Genomic DNA, 21,253 nt, shown 5'->3' on the forward strand with positions numbered 1-21,253 from the left:
CACGTTTCAGTTTTTGCCAGACTTTACGTACACCATACCGACCTGAACTTTCCTTCCAAATTCGTTTAATCTCCTCAGCATGATGCAAGTCATGTAAATCTCGCTTTGCTCGATGTTCTGGATTTTCACAGAGATCTAGAGTCCGGTAATAGGTTGAAGGTGCGATCGGTAAAATTCTACAAATCGCCTCGACTCCGTACAGCTCTTTATTATTATGGATAAAATCCACCATTATTTGTGTGGGCGGTCGAGCTCCGCCTGGGCGAAAAAAGCGGCTGCTTTACGTAGAATTTCATTGGCGCGTTGCAGTTCTTTATTTTCGCGTTCGAGTTGTTTGATACGTTCTTGGTCTGAAAGCTGCTGTACTTTAACTGGATTTTGTTTATCTAAATATTTTTGATACCAAACACGTAGTGTTTCAGGAGTACAACCCTTGCGCAGTATACTGCTCAGGGAGCAATAGCGGTGATCGCAGCCCAATTCGATGGATAATCTTTCTCGGATTCAATCAATAATTGAACCGCTCTTTCTCTGATTTCAGGGGTATATTTTACTTTTTTCATCGGGACATTCTCTCAGAAAGCTTGGTCTCCGACAAACCCGGTACGGTTCAAAAATCTTCCATTGATTTATTTATATCTGTTAAACCAGTCGCATTATGAAATGTAATATAAGTAGAAATTTCAGTATAAATGGTCATGATCTTTTCTAAATTTGAATATCTAAGCGTCTTCATTAATCAACCTTATTGATTATTAGTTTCTTCTTTTAAAGCTCTTTGTACTGTTGCTATCCCTACTTTAAACTTTTCTGCAACACCTCTAAATGTTGAATTTTCTTCAGCCATTGCTTTTCGTATTTCAACATAGTCAACCTTCCGCTTTCTTCCCTTATATAAGCCCTTCGCTTTGGCTTTTGCAATTCCTTCCTTTTGACGCTCACGGATCATGGAGCGTTCAAACTCTGCAAATGCAGCAAGCATCTGAAACATGAGTTTATTTATTGCCGATTGTGCTACATCATGACTGAAGGTCAAATTCTCTTTATGAAAAATAATGGTTATACCACGATCATTCAGACTATTCACAATTTCGTTCAGATCATTTGTATTACGTGCCAGACGATCAATACTATGAACATGCACCGTATCACCTTCACGCAGATAGTCGAGCATTGCATTTAACTGAGGACGTTCACGGCTACCACCGCTTGCCTTTTCAGTAAAGGTCTTATCCAGGCTGATTCCATCTAATTGACGTTCAGTATTTTGTTCAGTTGAACTGACTCGAATATATCCGACCTGATTAGGCATTCTGTACCGTTAGAGTTTAGATAATTAAATACATATTGTACCGAAATTAAATATTAAGTCTATAAATACGGTTTTTGAGTTGCTTTTTAAGACTTTATTTTGTTCCGTTAGGCTATACTTTAAAGTTACACAAAACATCTATATGAAGACTAAAGTCCAAATTAGTGTTTATGTTGGTTCAATGTATTACATTTCGTATTTTCTATTTGTAACGTAATTTCAGTAATATTATGATTATGTTTTAGAACTTCTAAGGCCTTTTGATAGAGTTGATCTGTATTGCTATTCGGAGCAACCAAATGAGCAGTTAAATGAATATTTCTTGAGGATATAGCCCAGACTTTCAACTGATGAATCCCTTCAACGCCCTCTAGCTTCAATAAATCATTTCTTAACGACTCAATATCAATCTCATCAGGAACTCCTTCAAGCAGAATATGAATACTTTGTTTTAATAAAATCCAAGTTCGAGGTAAGACCCAGAAGCCAATTAACACAGCGATTACGGTATCAACCCACATCCACTGGGTAAAATAAATAACTATTCCTCCGATAATCACGCCTATCGATCCTAGAGCATCACTAAGAACTTCTAAATATGCACCTTTTATATTTAGACTTCCTTCAGCACTAGCAGAAAGGATTTTCATTGAAATCAAATTTATGACCAAACCAATGACCGCGACAATCATCATTCCAACACTTTGAATTTCAGCAGGATTCGTAAAACGTTGATAAGCTTCATATACAATATATATTGCTACCACAAAAAGCATCACCGCATTAAACAGAGCCGCTAAAATTTCAAATCGCTGATAGCCAAAAGTTCTTTTATCATCTGCGGCTTTTTTACCAATTTTGATAGCGGCAAGAGCAATAGCTAAAGCGGCTACATCAGTAAACATATGAGCTGCATCAGATAACAAAGCCAAACTTTGGGTAATAAAAGCAGCGACAACTTCTACTATTAAAAAAGTAGTCGTTAAACCTAAGGCAACCATTAACTTCTTACTATTTTCTTCAGTAACAACCGCATGGCTATGATCATGATGTTCTGACATAAAATATTTTCCTTATTCTATTTATGATGAGCAGAGATATTGGATAACAGCCAATATCTCTGCTGTAAATCGACTAATCTATTGGATTAAGAAACTTTCTTTTCATTTATCCAACGATAAAGCACGGGTAACAGCACCAAAGTTAGTAATGTTGAAGAGATAATCCCGCCAATCACTACGGTTGCCAGTGGCCGTTGAACCTCAGCCCCTGTTCCGGTTGCCAGCGCCATTGGTACAAAACCCAGTGAAGCCACACAAGCTGTCATCAACACTGGTCTTAAGCGCAAAATAGCCCCTTGCCACACGGCTTTATGCACTGGATATTTGTCCCTTAATTCCTTAATAAAGGTCAGCATTACCAGTCCATTGAGGACTGCAACACCAGATAAGGCAATAAAGCCAATTCCAGCTGACATCGATAATGGAATATCCCTTAGCCAAAGGAACAGCACACCACCGGTCAAGGCAAAGGGTACCCCGGTAAAGACCAATAGACTTTCTTTGACATTGTGAAAGACCGCCATCAGTAAAATAAAGATAGTGATTAAAGCCAGTGGAATCACGATTTGCATCCGTGCTTTGGCTGAAGCCAAATTTTCAAACTGACCGCCATATTCTATCCAATAACCACTTGGCAAAGTGTATGCTTTGAGCTGTGTCTGTACATCAGAAACAAAAGACCCTAAATCACGCCCTTCAACATTCGTTGTAACCACAACTCGGCGTTTACCATTTTCTCGACTGACTTGGTTGATTCCTTCAATGGTCGAGACTTGCGCGACATCCGACAATAAAATACTGCCACCATTTGGAAGCTGAATAGGTAACTGGGAAACAGATGCGACACTACGGTCTTGCTCTCCAAGACGGATAACAAAATCAAAACGACGATCGCCTTCTAAAATCTCTCCCACGCTTTGTCCACCAATACTTGCAGCCACCACATCCTGAATAGATTTCACACTCAAGCCATACTGGGCAGCTAAAGCTTTATCAATCTCTACATTGAGTAAAGGCAGACCCGAAGTTTGTTCAACTTTCACCGCACTGCTACCTGCGACTTGCTGAATGATTTTCGCGATTTTTGCAGCCTCAGTATTCAAAACCTGCATGTCATCACCAAAAACCTTCACCCCCACATCACTGCGTATACCTGAAATCAGTTCATTAAAACGTAGCTCAATAGGCTGAGAAAACTCACTGTTATTGCCGGGAATTGTCGCAAGATAAGCTTCCATTCGGGTTCGAAGTGCATCTAGGCTTTCTTTTGAATCTGGCCATTCCTCACGTGGTTTCAGCATGATATAACCATCGGAAATATTCGGTGGCATCACATCTGTCGCCACTTCAGCAGTCCCGGTACGGGCAAATATAGCTTTAATTTCGGGAAAGTTTTTCAGTAAAAGCTTTTCGGTATTTTCCTGAATACGTAAAGACTCTTCCAAGCCTGTGCTTGGAGAACGTAATTGCTGTACCGCAAAATCACCTTCACTCAGCTGGGGTGCAAACTCACTGCCAATCTTCGTGCTGAGCAGACCCGTAATGACCAGGAGACAAATGGCAAAAGTTAAAACCACCGCTTTGTAATGATAGGCTCCATCCAATATCTGTTGATATCGGGTTTTGAGCCAGATCATCCAACGGCTTTCCGTTTCTTTGATCTCCCCTTTAACCCATAAAGCAACTGCAGCGGGCACAAAGGTGATCGATAAAATAATAGCTGCCACCAGTGCGAGAACAACGGTTAAAGCCATCGGATGAAATAGTTTTGCTTCTACACCACTTAAAGCAAAAATCGGCAAATACACCACCAAAATAATAAGCTGACCAAAAATAAGAGGACGACGTGCTTGGCGGGCAGCCAGAAAAACTTCCTTAAAGCGTTCACTTTGTGTGAGAGGTCGTTTTAACAGTTGCTGTGTATGGGCTAAACGCCGGATACAGTTTTCGACAATCACCACAGCACCATCGACAATGATGCCGAAATCGAGTGCACCTAAACTCATCAGATTGGCACTGATATTTTTCTGTGCCATCCCGGTTAAGGTAAACAGCATAGAGAGTGGAATGACACAGGCAGTAATCAAGGCAGCACGGATATTCCCTAAAAACAGGAACAGAATGATGATGACCAGGATTGCTCCCTCTACCAAGTTTTTCTGAACGGTTTTAATCGCCTTCTCAACCAAGGTAGTACGGTCGTACACCGGTTCAATCACTACCCCTTTAGGCAAACTATTCTGAATATCTTGAAGCTTGGCATCCACAGCTTTAGAAACAGTCCGGCTATTTCCACCCATCGCCATCATGGCAATCCCTAAAACGGTTTCTTTGCCGTTATAGGTTGCCCCACCGGTTCTTAAATCATGCCCAATAGAGACTTGCGCAATATCACCAACCCGAATTGGGCTGCCATTTGGGCTACCCAGCATGGTGTTCTCAATATCAGAAAGCCCATTGAATGTACCCGGTACACGTACCGTCAGTTGCTGACCATTGTCTTCAATATAACCTGCACCTCGGTTCTCATTATTTTGCGCTAAAGCCTGTTGCAGTTGTTCTAATGAGATATTCAGTTGCTGCATCCGGTTTAAATCGGGAGAGACCACATAGGTTTTTTCAAAACCACCAATACTGTTGACCTCTGCAACTCCCTTAACACGTTGCAGTTGAGGACGCACAATCCAGTCCTGAATCTCACGCAAATCCATCGGCGTGTATGCAGTTCCATCCGGCTTTTTCGCATTCGGATCTGCCTTCAGTACCCATTGATAAATCTCACCGAGACCCGTAGAAACGGGGGACATCGTCGGTGCGATTTGTGCAGGCAACTCAGATTGCGCCTCCTGTATCCGTTGGTTAATCTGCTGACGGGCCCAATAAATATCAGTCCCATCTTTAAAGACAATGGTGACTTGAGAGAGTCCATAACGGGATATGGAACGGGTAAGCTCCAGATCCGGAATGCCAGCCATGGCATTTTCAATGGGATAGGTAATCCGCTGTTCGACTTCAAGCGCAGTAAAACCCTTGGCTTGAGTATTAATCTGGACTTGGGTATTGGTAATATCGGGTACAGCATCAATCGGGAGTTTCTGATAGCTATACACCCCGACCGCAATCCAGGTACAGACAAAGAGCAACACCCAAATCGCATTTTGTATGGAAAACTGAATGATTCGTTCGAATAAACCTTCTGGTTTTGGCAGATCAGAATTAATGTTCATGGCCTGCCTCGTCTTTTTCTAATTCAGATTTCAACAAGAAACTGCCTTGAGCGATATACTTCTGCCCTTCAGTCAGCCCAGAAATCACTTCAAGCCATTGTCCATCACTTGAAGCCTGCCCCAATTGCACTTTCTGTGCTTTTAAGTGGACTTGACCTTTTTGTTCTGAATCTACGATGAAAATACTGTCTTCACCTTCAATACTTTGCAGCGCAGACTTTTGAATCCGAAGGGCTGATTTTGCTGTAGCTTCCGGAATCAACACTCTCACTAACACATTAGAACGCAACTCAGTAGCTTGCGCATCGAGTTTTGCGCGCACCACCAGACGCCCTGTTTGTACATCTGCCTGAGAGGTTAAGCTTTGTACAGTAGCTTTATAGATTTGATCTGAATCATTCACTTTAAAGTCAATTTTTTGCCCGGCTTGCAGTTGACCTGAGAATTGATTCGGCAAATTAAACTCAAGCCATAAATCTTTCAGCTGTTCAATGACAAAGAGCTGATTAGCCAGTTGCACATTTTCACCGACCACAATATCTTTTTGACTGATCACCCCAGAGATCGGTGCTTTAATCAGAAAACGCCCATTGTTATTGCCACTTGCACCTAATGCATTTAAACGTGCTTGTGAGGACTGGACAGTAATCTGCGCTTGACGGTAGGCATTTTCGGCACGCTGGTAATCCTGTTTGGCAGAAATCCCCTGTGACCAGAGTTGCTGTTCGCGCTGGTAATCTTTACGGGCCAAATCCAGATTCACCTGTGCCATACGCAGATTTGCCTGTTGGTCGATCAGTTCAGGCACGATTAGTACAGCCAGCGTTTGTCCTTTTTGCACGCTCTGTCCTAAAGCCACATTGACCTGCTCGACATGACCACTAAAATTAGGCGATATATGCGCTTGTTGATCGGTATTCACCACCAATTTACCTGGCAGGGTTGTCAGCTTTTCAACCAATCCTGTGGATGCAACAGCAACTTTTAAACCTTGTTCAACCATTTGTTGGCTGGTCAGTTGTATTTCGCCTTCTTCAGCATGTCCTTCTTCAGAACTATCTTCATCAGAATGTTCGGCATTTCCCTCATCATGACCATGCCCCTCAGATTCAGTTTTTTTTGAACTTAACCAAATAACCAGACTGACCAAGACCGTAATCAGAATCAAAATTGCAATCATGAGAGACTGGGATATTTTTCCGTTTTGCTTGGCGTTCATTTTATCGTGCTCCCCCATTGATTAAATTTTGCGATGCTTCGACTGCCTTTTTATTCAGTTGTGTATAGGCATCCGAACGGCTAATTTCTTCATAACTTGTGCCAATACTGAGTGCCTCAGCTGCGAGGGCAGTTTGCCAAGCTTGACGTAGAATTTGTAATTGACCCAATCGAAGATTCTGCAGTTGGGTGGTTGCTTGCTGAACGTCGGTAATGGACAGTTTCCCTGCCTGAAACCCTTGTAAAGTACGGCTCTGAACTTTGGTCGCCAAAGTAACTTGTGCTGTTGTGGCATCGAACTGGCTACGTAAACCTTTGAGCTGATGCATGCTGTTGGCAATATTGAGTATTTGTTGCTTCAGCTCACGCTGCTGCTGTTGGTTCAGCAATATTTGCTGTTGCTGGACCATCGGGATCGCATATTGCTGGCGGTTGAAAATATTCAGTGGAATAGCCACGCCGATTGCCAAAGTCGTATCGTTGCTTTCATTAGGGGTTTTGCTACGTTTCATGCCTACATTTAAAGTCGGATTGGGACGTGCCTGAATTCTTAAATTTTCAATTTGATGATCCGATTGCTGAATGTTCAAGGCATAGAATTTTTCTAGCCACCCTTCAGCAATATACCGTTGCACAGTTTGGAGACTTTGCTCTGGCCAAGGGATAGCGGTTTTATTCAATTGAAGATGTGAAGATGTTTCTCCCCCCCACAAATTAGACAGCTGACGACCGGCAGCTTGTTTATTCAGCATCGCTTGCTGATAAAGTCGTTGGATTTCTAGCGCTTCAATTTGGGTACGCTCAAAATCAACCAGGGCAATACTGCCTGCCTGATAGCGTTTCTGGGCACTGTCCAGATTGGCTTTACTTGTTTTTAACTGTACTGAATAAGCAGACTGCTCAACCTCAGCAAGTGCAAATTGCGACCATGCAAATTTAACAATCAGTTGGCTTTGTGCCTTCCATAATTGCTGTTGCAATTGGATTTGTTGATTCGAGGTATTGGCAATCACCCGGTTCAGCTTACGCTGACCAAATAGATCTAGAGGTTGACTAACGCCAACATTGAATTCCTGTTCTTGACCTGAGCCAAAGCCAGACTGTTCTAAACTTATACTTGGATTCTGCCATAACCGACTTTGCTGAATATTCAATTCAGATATTTGCTGAACTTGTTGCCACAGCTTGTCTTGAGTCTGGTAACTTTGTACTTTTGCTAAAGCAGATTCAAAGCTGGTAACGTTTTCAGCATAGCTATATTGCATAGCCGCTGCACATATACAAGCAACCAAGCTATGACGCAAGAGTATAATTGATTGTGAAGACATGATTTTTCCCACTTATTTAAATAATAAAAGTGGTGGGAATGTTTTAGGCTACCCCACCATGAGCGGGGAAAATTTGGGAGGTGGGCTTTGTTGAAACAGGTCAGGAGCCTGATAGCTGTTTTTCCAATGAAATTGTGGATTCACTTTAACTTCAGAGCTTGGATGAAACACATCTACTTTTTCATTTTGTACAATCAAATGCGTCATCGATGGTAGATGATCTTGATGATCTTCACCGATTTCTAAATCGCTACTGAATGTTTTTATGTTTTCTGACTGTCCATTATGATCGTGTTGACGACTATCGCTGGCACACAAGGTATTTTGGTGATGACCAAAATGATAACTCTGCTGTGATTGAGGCTGTTGTTCATGGACACAAAAGGCCGCCGCCACATTCCAAAAGCTTTGGAACATGAACAATCCAACCAAGACTGTAATCCATGTAGTAGAACGCATCATCATAACAATCGAAAAATTTGTACCAAGTATAAGGCTTAGAGCCACTCCAAGGTCAAGCTTAATAAATTAAATTAAACATTCAATGAACACTGAATAGCCGGCACTTTTGCAAATTTACCTTGTCTCTATAAGCTCACATCAATTTCAGGTAAGAATAACAATAGATAGTGAACCGTACCGGGTTTGTCGGAGACTTTTTATTTAAGTTAGGCCACCTGACCTAACGGGTTAATCTTATCATTGTACATTGCTTCAAACTCAAAAGGCGATACATTGTCAACGGCATTCTAAAATTGACCCCTTTTACCTTACAAATGGCAAAGTAAAATTGCCCCCTGAAATCAGAGAAAGAGCGGTTCAATTATTGATTGAATCTGAAAAAGATTATCCTTCTACTTGGGCAGCAATCACAGCTATTGATCCTAAAATCGGTTGTACTCCTGAAACATTGCGTGTTTGGTATCAAAAATATTTAGATCAACAAAATCCTGTCAAAGTACAACAGATATCTGATCAAGAAAAAATGAAGGGTAATCCCCCCTAAAATACTAGCTCTTTAAAAGAGGCAGTATTATGCTTTTACAACATGGTGTTTAACTTGAGAAACTGAATTTAAAACAATCTACTGTAACTCTTCCAGACAGATATGAAATTAATCCACCCCTAGCCCCTTAAACACAGCATCTACCGGATCTGCATAAAAGCTGGTCTGGAACTTGGTAAACAGTTCCACAGGAATCGTTGGGATATCTGCCGCACTACTCATTGGCAAAGCAACCTTCTTGGCACCCGCATCAAAAGCAACTTGCAGACATTCGGCAATACTTTCCACCGGTGTCACTGAACCACCCAAGCTCATATCACCCAGTACCACCATCTGACTTTGTACCGATCGTCCTAACAGGCCAGAAGCAAAAGCCACTAAACTTGGCAGAGCAAGATGGCTGAGCGGGCCGGTATTCTGTAATTCAACCACATGTAAGTGGAAGTCATGTTCCATCACCTTACTACCACCCGATATTCTGGATGCATTGGCCTTGAAGTAGTCAAATGCGATCTTGACCTGCTCCTTGGCACTGCTTGAATTCCATAAGCCTGACGTCGCCAGCTTTCCTGAACCTTTGGTGACTTGAAGTTCTAAGCGGTATAACCCCGGCATGCCTTTATTACTGAGCCCGATGGTATATAAGAAACCTGGCTTGGCTGGACCTTCTGGAATCAGTCCGCCACCACCCTGCTCTTTTACCGATACAAAATGTTCTTCTAAGGTGTCATTGTCGATATAGCTGAAATGCACATCATAGAATTCCATCCCTCCAATTTTCTTCAGCTGTTCTTTGACCCGACGGCGCACCTGCAGTGCATATTCCAGGCATTGCCGTACATCTTCTTTGTTAAACTGACCATGTGGGTAGAGCAGCTTCATCAATCCGGAAACCGTCTTGCGAACGGCAATCACATCGCGCTGATTCAGGTTGTTGCCGAGCTTAAAGTACTTCTCAATGGCATCCGCAAAACTACGCTTACGCATTTCCCGGAAGAATTCAGCCAGATAATCAACGATTAGACCATAACGGTTAGTAAAGAATTCCGGACGCATTTTTGGAATTTCCCAACCCGGGATATAGGCATGAAAGCGATCAAAGAATGCTGAATCGATCATTGCTTCAGGAAAAGGAGCCAATAAGTGGCTAGTCTTCACCAAGGATTCAACACTTTGGTTAATATTACCCACAAAAACCATTGAAGCAGATGCTTCCATCTGTTCCCGGCCACGGGCAAAAGATCCCGATGCCATGTAGTCTTTCATGATCTGCACGCCATCTTTGTCCTTAAAGGAAATACCGGCGACTTCATCAAAAGCCACTACATCCCATAACCCCACCAGACCAATACGGCGGCTACTCATGTTATAGAACAGATTGGCGACAGTCGTTTGCCCACCCGAGACTAAAATACTGTTCGGTGAACACTCTTTGTAAATATGGCTTTTACCGGTACCGCGTGGCCCCAGCTCACAGACGTTATAGTTGTTTTCGACAAAAGGAATCATGCGTGCCAACAAGTGCCATTGCACCTCCTCTTTTAAGGAAGCCGGCTCCATACCGATCGAACGGATTAAACTCTCGCGCCACTGATCAGTGGTTAACGCTGCTCGTCCATTGAATAGCTCCTCCATATTCATATTGGGCATCTGAATCGGCTTGAGTAAGCTCACGCCAAATGGAGAACAGGTCTGCCCTTCATCAAAGTAGTAGCTAAGGGTGGCGATGACCCAAATTCCACCAACCAGCAGCTTTTCATACTCTTTGACGATGCCTGCCGAGATCTCGGCATCTTTGATACCTAGATTACTAAAGGAGGCTTCGTATTTGTCCTTACGCTCATTAAGCTTCACCGTGACCCGATCAATGACTTTATAACTGCCACGTTCACGGACCAGGGATTTCACCTTCTCGGCTTCATCCGGTCGGACATAATTCTCAGCCAGTACGGTCTTTACGTTACGTAGTCCCTGTTCAATGATCTCTGGGTCATCCGAGGCACAGTACATCCCCAGCAGGTATTCGAGTACATAGACAGGGACATTGGCCCCTTCTTTAATCAGTTTGGTCAGATCCTTACGTACCACCCGCCCGGCAAAGTGTTCATTCAGCAACTGATCCAGTTCTTTATCGTTAGCCAATTCCATATACGCCACGCTCTATCGTTAATTCGTTATCAGAAGAAGTCATCAGTAAATGCCAGATCAATGGTGACCTTATAGCGTTCCATTTCGATATTCAGGTCTTTGTCCTTCAGCACTAAAAAGTAATCTTTCTTACGGTCAAAATCAGTGCCAGACAATGACAATCTGACCTGTTTGACCCGATCGGCAACAGAATCGGTAGTGCTATCAAAAGTCAAAGTTTCTTCACTGGAAACTTTAAGATCCCCATCATAAATGGCAATGGATAAAGTCACTGGCATGACCAGCTCACTGACAGCTTCGGTTTGCATCAAATCAAACTTCTGGATGTTACTGACCATCTTCAAGGTAGATTTGGTAGAAATAACACCGACTTTACGCTTGGTTCGTTGTCCAGCCTTTTCACCACGTAGCTGTTTTACCATCAGTACCGGCACCACAATTTCCTGAGGCATGATGCCGCCATGCACGAAACGTGAGCCTCCTACAAAATGGAAACGGTTCGCCCCTTTTGGAATCCAGAAATCAGTCGCAGATAATGTGCCTGCCGTAGCTTGGGTTGAGCCTTTCCAGGCTTCCTTGCTCTCTGGTAAACCATGCCCAATCACATAGCGTTTTTTGCTCTTCAATGTATTGGCAGGTTTTTCAGTCAAGCTTGAACGATCCGCAGATTCCAGTTTACTTTGCTGGAACAGGAAGCCATGGTCGGCTGTAATCAACAGGGTAGAAATATTGAAGTGCATTAAGATTTTGCGGCTGAGTTCGGTCAGCTCTTCAATGGCATGTTCTACCGCCATAAAGGTTTCTGATTCTGTCGAGGCGCTGTCACCGCGTGCATCAATCACGTTGTGATAAACGTAAATCAGCTCATGGTCTTTCAGCGCTTCACGGCCTTCATCACGCGACCAGCCTTTTACCATTTCAGCGGTGACTGCCAGACCATTATAGGCCGCCAGAATTTTGGATCGTGCTGCAGTCCCTTTGCTGGACTGCCCATCTACTAAAACATCATCCCCTGCGGCCTCTTTGTACTCCAAAGTCTGATGCGGCAATAACGAGGCCATGCCAAGTGTGGTGTAACTTGGGACAACGCCCAGCTGTGAAGACAAGGTCGCTTCGGAATAACGCTTTTCATTAATACGATCACGCAGCTCTACCGCAGCTTCATAGCGAAAAGCATCACTGATAATTACCACAATACGGCGTTTCGTTGCAGAACTGAGTAAGGGTCTGACGTGAATATCGTAGAAGTTCTGCTGGTTTGGGATATCTGCCATTTTCCAGACATTCAAGCGTTGCTCAGCTTCAATCCGCTCTCCCCAGTTTCGTGCCAAGTGGTCAATAAACCAGTAGGAATAGCAATTTTCGACTTCTTCATCGAGTTTTTTCAGGATATCGACATGAGCGCGTTGAGAAGCAGCACTGTAGTGGCGGTAGGCCAGATCAAAGCGATACAGCTCCTGCTTGTAGGCTTTATACAAAGCTTCGCTGGAGTCGAAATAAAACCCGGAATCAAACTGCTGTCGCAGGCTGAACAGCTCAATCGCTGCCTGCAACGCTGTATAGACGGTACGGTATTTACGGCGGGTTGCATCGTCCTTATGCTTGGACGCCCAATAGCCATCCAGACGGGTAGAAATAATCGTTCTGAAATGTTCCAGTTCAGCTTTGGCTGCTGCGGGGATATGACTGGCCAAATCAACAATGATCTTTTGTTCAATCACTTCAAAGGTCATGACATCGAGCAGCTGCTCCAGATCAAAAGCCCCGACCTTTTCTTGGATCCGCAGTGCATTGGCCACGCTCTGGGAGAGTGTATCGAAGGTTGGGTAGTATTTAGAACTGTCTCTCCAGCGCGACAAAAAGGCTCTAGCCGTCGCACGGGAGCTGACGGATGACATCACCAGTTCCTGAGCCCATACCGGTACATCGCCCAAGCTTTCACAGAAACCTGTAGTCATCAAACGGATAAAGAACGTACCGAGCTTGAATGGCACTTCCCCATTCAATTCTTCAACCGATGCTGGATAACCAATTTCCGCCTGTAATGCGGTGACTAAAGCTGGCACCAGTTGGAACTTTTCCAGTTCAGCAAAGGAGTCTGGATTGACTTCCAGACTCAGATTCTGCTGTACCATTTCATCTGCCAGTGCCAGAACGATATGCATAAGTTCGGCACTGTCAGCCTTGACCACAGCCGCAATCATGGCCATATCCAGATCCTGTTCATCTGCATCAGACTGGATATAGCGTTTCAATGTACTCAGACGGGCTTTGGCTTTGAGGAACTCTTCACGTTTGGCCAGATGTTCTCTTAAACTTTGTTGTTGTAAACCGAGCTCATTGAAAATAATCGAGAAACGATCGGCATAGAAGCTGCGTGAATACAGCTTGATGTCCAGTAACCAGTCTTTTTCGGTTTCAGGCTCAGGGCTTGGGAAATACAGCAAGTATTTACCCTGCTGATCCTCAAGTTCCAGTTTAAGCTTAATCGCAAGGCTGGATTCTTCTGCCATATTCAGAATCTGGACATCATTTAGCTCTAGGGCTTTGATTTCTTCAGTAAATGACTGTTCTGCATCGTACCAAAAGACAATTCGATGCTGTTCAGTATAAAAGGCTTGTTCCAGGCCTTGTTGAAGTTGACTTAAGTTCATGCAACCACCTCTGCATGATCTAGTGTGGAAGAAAAGCTATTCATTATTTCTCCCCCGTCACAGCTTTCACTTCAGCCAACAAGTCCCCAAACTTGCCATAGTTCACTTTCACCCCATCATCTAGATCCAGTGAAATACGCTGATCGGCATAGTGACGCAGCTTTTCCTCAAAGGTACTGAGTTCAGCTTGTTGCTTATGCAAATCTTGCAGTTTTTTCTCGATACGTTTGATTTCAGCCGCAGAGTCACTACTTTCTTTTGCTGTTTCTAGAGAATTAGCATAAGCAGCCATTTTGGAAATCAGTGGCATGACGTATTCAGTACGCATACGCGCCAAGGTGCTTTCGTTATAGCGGTGCAAATACACCAACGCCTGGAAAGCGCCTTGTTTACCACTGCTAAATAACCAGTAGATCGGACGCTTTTTATAGGTTTGCATGTGGTCTTTATAGAATTTACTAGCAAGATAACGGCGAATGGTGTCTTCAGCGGTTTCACTAGCTTTTTTATCCAAGCTTTCTGCCAACCACAGCATATTAGCGTCTAGTGTGTCTTTACCCCACACTGCAGTTAAGAACTCTTGGATACGGTGTGTAGCATCATCTTCAAACCAGTGCATTTCGGTGAGTGGAATAATACCGTCAGCATCGGCTGGGAATGTCTGATAACGACTAGGATCAAAGTCTTGATTGCCTGCATGGGCATAGATCAAGCCAGGTTCATCTAGGCTATAGCGTCCCATCATGCAACCAAGTGCATAAGAAACTAAACGCTGGCTGTCTTTTTCACGGTCGGCACGGGTTAGGGTGATTTGTTCATCGGGTACATCAGGCGTCAGTTCGTCCTGTAAACCATAAGCATCAATAAATAGCTTATTGTTTTCTTCTTCTAAGCGTTTCATCTCAGCCACGGCGTCAGCATTTTGCTGTTGCCAGGTGTTAAAAGCTTGTTCGAGGTTTAGCTGCCCCGTACGGATAATTGGGTTTTGAGTAAAGTCCCATGAAGTTTCATAGGAGTCCCAATCCGATCTAGATATATCAACCAGAGACTGGATAACTTTATTTATAGGAATTGAATCAAATTTCACTACTGGCAATTTACCAATATGCCCTGCTTCATAATTTAACGTTGGACTTATGATGTTTAAAAGGCTTATAGCTATTTTAGAATTCATAAAACCTAAAAATACATCTAAATGTTCATTCGAAAATAAAGCTTTCCCTCCGCTTCCAAAAATAGAATTCGTCATTTTTCTCATTGAAGGAAGGCTACTTGATATTCCAGACCAAGTAACACCTGTTTTAAAATAAAATTCTGGACTTACTATTCGACCTCCAGCTGCCCCTTTTGTTTTTTCTCTTATATCACGACCATTATTTTTCCAATTTACCACATACACCTCATTACCAGCCCATTTTCTAAAATCTCCCCCTTTAACAAATGGAAACCACATATAGTCACTATCTTGAGTATTAATAATGCTGGTAATACCAAATCCAATTTTTAAATATGAAACCTCAAACCAGAATCTTAAAAATTGATTATTGTCTGTAGTTGATAGGCCACTTTTAGGTTCTGCAACATCATCCACATATTTTCCTAATATAAAAATTTCTCTTACCTTTTCACTCACCCAATAAGCCACAGGACTACCTGGAATTTTCTTAAAGTCATCTTGAATCGTTGAATCAAAGCGATTTAGTCCTGCTTTTAATTCATTTTCTTTTTGATCCTGCTCTGTATCCACTAACCTAAAAAATACGGGCTTGAACCCATTTAGATGTTTACCTTGCATCACAAATGCAGTCGCTTGTACCACCTCTCCTGAGATTTCAGGGAATGCTCTTGCACCTAAATGTGCCATAGTTTGAATCGTGCGATCTTGTAACAGCTTTTCACGCATCGCCTCATAAGAGGATAAGAACATCCAGCTTTGCATAGCGACCATGCTGTTAAAGCCATTGTCCTTACACCATACAAATCCACGCTCAATAAACATGGCAAACAGGTCTGACTTGCTGTCAGGGAATTTTTTCTTCGCAAAATCTTTAAGTGCTGTATTCATGCCCTTACCGCCCATATACGGCGGGTTTGCAATTACTGCATCATATTGTTTAGCCAGTAATATAGCTTGTTGTACTAAAGGCAATAACTCTTGTGCTGACTGCTGTGCAAAAATATCTCCTGATTCTAATGCTGTATTCAGCTTGGTTTCTAAGTCAGGTAGTTTCTTCGCAAATGCTGCAGGAATTTGAATTAAAGAACCAAAGGTCGAAGAGTGTTCAAATAAACCCAGTAACTCTTTTAAATCTGCCTGTGCAATACCGGTATTTGCCAAGTCCTGACTGAATGCGTCTAAACGTTCAGGTTGGCTGTCTTGCAACGCAATAATATTCAGCTTCGGTGGATTGCTAAATAAACGGCGGTCGTCCTCACGCGCTTTCATTAACAATGCAAAACTAGCTAATTGTGCTGCACGGGTATCAATATCAATGCCGTACAGGTTGTTTTCCAGAATCAAACGTGGAATATCTCGGCTGCGGTAGCCACGTTCTAAATAAATCGCTTTTAAGCAATCATAGGCTTCCACCAGAATATGCCCCGAACCACAGGCCGGATCCAACACCGTAATACTTTCTGGGTTTAAGCTATCGCCATCTTCACTGATCCGCACATCAATCAGCTGTTTCAGCTGTGCATTGACTTCATCGGTCTGTTCCGCCGGCTGAATATAGTATTCCCATGCGCTGGCCAGGGTACTTTCCGGCTGTGCCATCATCCATAAACGACCGACACTATTCTGCACCAGATACTTCACAATCCAGTTTGGGGTGAAGAGTTGCGTCGCGGCAGGAATGTCCTCACTCTTGACAACTTTACCAATCACTTGATCTTTCTTTTCAGAAATATAGAACTGATACAACCAGCCAATAATCTGCACATCATTCCAATCTTCTTCTGGAATACTGCTCACCAAATCACGGATCAAAGAATCGGTTTTGGTTAAATTGTCAGGTAATAACAGTTCTGACTCATCAGAAACCTGTTCAAATAGGAGTGGCATCACCTGATTCAACGCATGACATTGAGCCAGTAATAGCTCCCGATACAGCTCTTCGTCTTTATTGCCATCTAGCTTGAGATCAGCCACACGGCTGGCATCTAAATTCGGTAGCTCAATGTCCAGACATTCTTCCAGAATTTGTGGCAAGCCTGCACTGCCATCGGCACTACTGAGTACACGGCGACCATGATCCAGTAAGCCTTTGCATTCCATATAACGAATCGCGCAGAGACGGTTAAACCAGCTGTAAGCGATATAATCAATCGTCTGCTCAAAACTGCTGGTTTGAATGCGTTTGATCAGCTTGTCACGTGGTTTCATGACTGATAGCGGAAAAACCTGATCGCCAATCAGCAGCAAGTCGCCTTTCTGTTCAGCCGGTAAAATGCGGTCTGCGGTGATGCCATATTTGGCGGCCTGCTTGCGCATCGCTGCGATAAAATCATTTCGTGCTTGCGGTGCGTATTTTTTAATATTACTGGTATTCATCTTTAAACCTTTAATCAATGACTGATGCCGATATCCCTAAGCCCTGTTAGCGGATACGCACACGCTTTTTGTCACTCACGATTTTTTTCAATTCAGCTTTGAGTGCGTCTACAAACTGATCCACTGATTCTTCTGTTTCCAGATAGACACTACTGGAGCTTTTGCTGTAAATGCTGGCGACATCGACTTCCACCACCGGTTTCGGTGGCACTACGGCTATCGCAGGCTGTACCGGACTCGCAGCAGGTGCTGATGTAGCTGGGCTGGAGGTGGTTGCAGTGTTGGTTACACTCTCGGCTTTGCGCTGAGCCAGTTGTGCCGCTTTGGCCTGTCGCTGGATTTCCGCCTGAACTTCGCTTTCCAACTCATACAAGGCTTCATCAAAACGCTCGACGGCGGTTTGGGTTTGCAGCATATAAATGGTGGACAGGCTAGTTTCCACTTCAATATCCGCTTTGAGCAATTGCAGCGGACGCAGTAGCTTGTTACTCAGCTCAGCTGTAGCAATGCCGCTGTTCTTGATTTCAGCTTCCAGCTGTTTGATCTTGTCATCCAGCTGCTCTAGCGCCTGACTGCGTTTTTCAGTTAGTAAGCGTTGATTGACACTTTCCACGGTGCGAACCAAATCAGCAACTTTATTTAACAGGCCATAGGGAGATTCAAGGGTGGAAATACGATGTAATTCAGACAGGGCTTTTTTTGCCACATCATCACTGCCCAACGCCTGTTTGTTTTTCTCAAAATGACGTAAGGCCTGTTGCAGTTGCTGCCAGCTCGGCATCTGGTTAGTGAAGAACTCATGAATATCACGATAATCTTCTTCCAGATCCAGATAGTCGTCCTTGTTCTCGACCACGGCCTTAAAGAAATCAAAGCTGTCGCTATTCGCCAGCAGACGTTCCAAAGTCAGAATCGACTTTTCAATCACTTTCTTGCCTGGGAACTGCCCGACATCAGTTTTACTCTTATACGACTTAAAGTTGGCTAACCAGTTTTTAAAATGTTGGGTATAGAATTCAAATAGCTCTTTTTCTGTCGCTGGTCCCATGGCCGAGAATAGGTCTTGGGTGAGTTGGCGTGCCTGTTTCAACACCTGATCATCAGTCTGGCGTTTTTTAATGATCGACACATCACGGCGACGACGGCTGTTTTGTAAAGGCTCAAAGGCCTCTTTCAACTGTAAGCTGCCGCCATTTAACTGCAGAGAAATCCGCCCCATTGCCGCCAGCTGACCTACCAGCAGTAAAATCTCGGCATCTGGCCAGCCATAAGGGCGTTTGGCAAAACGATCTATCACATCCGAGACCAGAATACGCTCTGTACCAGTGGCCCGTAGTGCAATGTACTGCTCTACTTCCTGTAGGGCTTTCGGATTGCTTTGACCGCCATCCAGAGACAATCCGAGTTGCGCCATATCATCAACAGTCAAGACGGCGTTCAGTTCACGCCAGGCATCCTGCTGATAGACCTGCAAATAGCTCAGTTTGGTATAAGTGTTTTCCAGCAGATAACGACAAGCCTCATCCAGCTTGGTGGTTGGACTTGAAGATGAAAGTTGTAGATGTTGACCCAAGGCATAACTTTCCGCGTCCAGCAACATTTCTTCGACCCGGGCACGCAGACGTTTTTTACGCTCCTGATTCTCACGGCCACGGTCTGCCAGAATACGGGTGATATCGGATTGGGTACCATCATCATTTAAGCGGATGAATTTATTGGTTTTCAGCCAGGTGCGCAGTTCATTAAAGAACTGTTTATCGTCTGCCAGTTTAAACAGTACCTGCCCTTCGGCCTCGGCGCTCTTACCAATACAGAAAGCTTCTGTGTAGAGGTTATATTCCGTATCCAGTGGAGAAATGATTTCAACTTTCAAATCGCTCTCATACTTGCCATCCAGGCTATGACCATCCAGAAAACGACCAATCTGATAGTCCATCTTGTTGGCTTGATGGCGGTATTTGTTCTGATCCCTCAGTAAATCTTTAAAGATTAGATTAGCTAACTCTTTATTTTCTTCTGAAGCCGCTAAGTCTGTGGCTTTAATTTTACGGGTAATATCGCGTTCTTCATTGGTCAGGAACAGGAACTCATCACCATTCCTAGTAATCAGGCTCTCTTTTTCCAGACGCAGTAGGCTCTCTTCAATCCGCTTGCGCAATGCCAGCTTATCTTCATCAATTTTCTCAATCGACAAAGTCACCAGGTTATCCAGCGTACCTTTGATGATATCGACATAGCGGATCATGAACAGGGTACGCAGCATCTGCACATCAAAACTATCCAGGGTTTTATTCTGCCCTGCCTGGTCGATGGTACGCTTCACTGCTGTATCCAGAAATCCTTCCACTGAAGTATAGAAGCGGTGGAAAGGAACCAGGGCCCCGACTTCATCTGTAGCAATCGCATTCGCGGCCATCTGGAACGCATCCAACATGGACCGTTCACCATAGGCCAGGTGTGCACCGGTCGCACCGACCTTACGGATTTCTTCAAAAACTTTCTGCACCAGCTGGAAATGGTACGGCGCAAAAGGATAGTTATTGATAAAGCTGTCTGGACCCTCATAGTTCTTGAGTGTTGGGCCTGAACGGTCAAAGGTGATCTGGTTTTTTAAGATATCGCCCTTTTGCTCAAACACTGATCTGAGCAGTGCTTCAGCTTCCGGGGTTTTACGTAATAAACGTTTCTGGATGACTTCATCGGTATTGGAACTGGACAGTGATAACCGGGTTTTAAAACGTCCAGCAATCTTGGAGAAGTCATTGGCTTTGGAAGAAGACATCTCACCTAAAACAGCATCGATGTCTGCCTGCGAGGTGACGATAATCCAAGCGCGGCCTTTACAGATCGTACCCAAGTTTTCAGTAATGGTTTGCAGTGTCAGCATCAAGCGGGTATCGCTGCCAATAAACTGCCCCACTTCATCGACCAAGAACAACATGCGTTGCTGGGGTCCTTTGCTGTCCAGGTATTCTTTCACCCACTGACAGAAGTTTTCCACCGAAACACTAAAGGTCTGCTCAGAATCCTCAAACCATTTATGCGCAGCTTCAGCAGATAAGTTGAGGGCTTGGGAAATTGCGGTTTCGACATCATCCTGATAGAACTGATAGCCGTCACGCTCCTCTAGCCAGGACATGCCGCTAGATTCTTCAAAAGCCTGTTTAAAGCGCTCATACACCCCTTTCTGGCTCAGGTGACGTTCCATATGTGCAATATGTGGATGATCGGCACTAAAACCCTGATATTCGTTAAACACGCGTAAAAACACATTCAGAATCGGATTACCATCATCATTGGAGCTGGCTTTACTGTCGATATTAAATAGGATGACATCGGCATGATGACTAACCGCTTTACCAATATCCGCACGGATAAACGCATCCCGGATTTTGCTTTCATCAAAGAATTCTGCAGCACTGCGTTCGTTACCTTCCGCGTCACGTGCCACTTTATTGGCCAGAATATACGACAAGGTTTTCAGGAAATGTGATTTACCTGAACCAAAGAAGCCCGAAATCCATACGCCGACACGGTTGGCAATCGAAGGATCGCTTAGGTCTGTGCCATAAGACTGGAAAAAGTCCCGAAAATGCTTTTCCAGTTCATTGGTGACCACATACTCATCGAGTTCCTGATAAACCGTAGTATTGTCATTCTGGTCTGCTTTTACGACCCCGTTAATCGCACGATCTAATGGCTTATAAAAAAGTTCTTTAATGTTCATCTCAATCAATTCCCCGGAA

General features: G+C 43.7%; 10 protein-coding genes, 2 pseudogenes and 1 other annotated feature. Of the genes and pseudogenes, 1 reads left to right on the forward strand and 11 read right to left on the reverse strand.

What is annotated here, in order from left to right:
* From FTU64_RS14485 to FTU64_RS14515, 7 genes and pseudogenes are all read right to left on the reverse strand, one after another.
* Positions 1-563 (reverse strand): annotated as a pseudogene (locus FTU64_RS14485) (IS3 family transposase); the annotation flags it as partial.
* Positions 158-274 (reverse strand) — a sequence feature (AL1L pseudoknot). It overlaps the preceding pseudogene by 117 nt.
* A 182-nt stretch (positions 564-745) precedes the next feature.
* Positions 746-1,312, reverse strand: a complete 567-nt coding sequence (locus FTU64_RS14490; protein WP_006581699.1) for a recombinase family protein — start codon at positions 1,310-1,312, stop codon at positions 746-748.
* A gap of 161 nt (positions 1,313-1,473) precedes the next feature.
* Positions 1,474-2,373, reverse strand: a complete 900-nt coding sequence (locus tag FTU64_RS14495; protein ID WP_005028603.1) for a cation diffusion facilitator family transporter — start codon at positions 2,371-2,373, stop codon at positions 1,474-1,476.
* An 86-nt stretch (positions 2,374-2,459) separates the two neighbouring features.
* Entirely contained in the window at positions 2,460-5,600 is a 3,141-nt protein-coding gene (locus tag FTU64_RS14500; protein ID WP_005028604.1) for an efflux RND transporter permease subunit, read from the reverse strand.
* Complete coding sequence (locus tag FTU64_RS14505; protein ID WP_016658777.1) at positions 5,590-6,819, reverse strand: efflux RND transporter periplasmic adaptor subunit; 1,230 nt, start codon at positions 6,817-6,819, stop codon at positions 5,590-5,592. The genes FTU64_RS14500 and FTU64_RS14505 overlap by 11 nt, the downstream gene beginning before the upstream one ends.
* Before the next feature lies 1 nt (position 6,820).
* On the reverse strand, positions 6,821-8,146 hold the full coding sequence (locus FTU64_RS14510; RefSeq protein WP_035269736.1) for a TolC family protein: 1,326 nt from the start codon (positions 8,144-8,146) through the stop codon (positions 6,821-6,823).
* A gap of 48 nt (positions 8,147-8,194) precedes the next feature.
* Entirely contained in the window at positions 8,195-8,611 is a 417-nt protein-coding gene (locus FTU64_RS14515; protein ID WP_227591950.1) for a cation efflux protein, CzcI-like, read from the reverse strand.
* A gap of 289 nt (positions 8,612-8,900) precedes the next feature.
* On the opposite strand from FTU64_RS14515, the pseudogene FTU64_RS14520 reads away from it, so the two are divergent.
* Positions 8,901-9,137 (forward strand): annotated as a pseudogene (locus FTU64_RS14520) (hypothetical protein); the annotation flags it as partial.
* 123 nt (positions 9,138-9,260) lie between these two features.
* Here the strand turns inward: FTU64_RS14520 and brxL are convergent.
* Genes brxL through brxC form a run of 4 tightly spaced genes read right to left on the reverse strand, consistent with a single transcriptional unit; the run spans position 9,261 to position 21,234 of the window.
* Entirely contained in the window at positions 9,261-11,300 is a 2,040-nt protein-coding gene (gene brxL, locus FTU64_RS14525) for a protease Lon-related BREX system protein BrxL (RefSeq protein ID WP_179990994.1), read from the reverse strand.
* A gap of 29 nt (positions 11,301-11,329) precedes the next feature.
* Entirely contained in the window at positions 11,330-13,954 is a 2,625-nt protein-coding gene (gene pglZ, locus FTU64_RS14530; RefSeq protein ID WP_179990993.1) for a BREX-1 system phosphatase PglZ type A, read from the reverse strand.
* 43 nt (positions 13,955-13,997) lie between these two features.
* Positions 13,998-17,507 (reverse strand): BREX-1 system adenine-specific DNA-methyltransferase PglX, encoded by a 3,510-nt coding sequence (pglX, locus tag FTU64_RS14535; protein ID WP_180025628.1) that lies wholly within the window; start codon positions 17,505-17,507, stop codon positions 13,998-14,000.
* Between the two features lie 46 nt (positions 17,508-17,553).
* Positions 17,554-21,234: a BREX system P-loop protein BrxC gene (gene brxC, locus FTU64_RS14540; protein WP_180025627.1), complete on the reverse strand. Its 3,681-nt coding sequence runs from the start codon at positions 21,232-21,234 to the stop codon at positions 17,554-17,556.
* Positions 21,235-21,253 lie beyond the last annotated feature (19 nt).

The organism is Acinetobacter sp. YH12128 (genome assembly GCF_013418655.1).
GTDB lineage: Bacteria > Pseudomonadota > Gammaproteobacteria > Pseudomonadales > Moraxellaceae > Acinetobacter > Acinetobacter amyesii.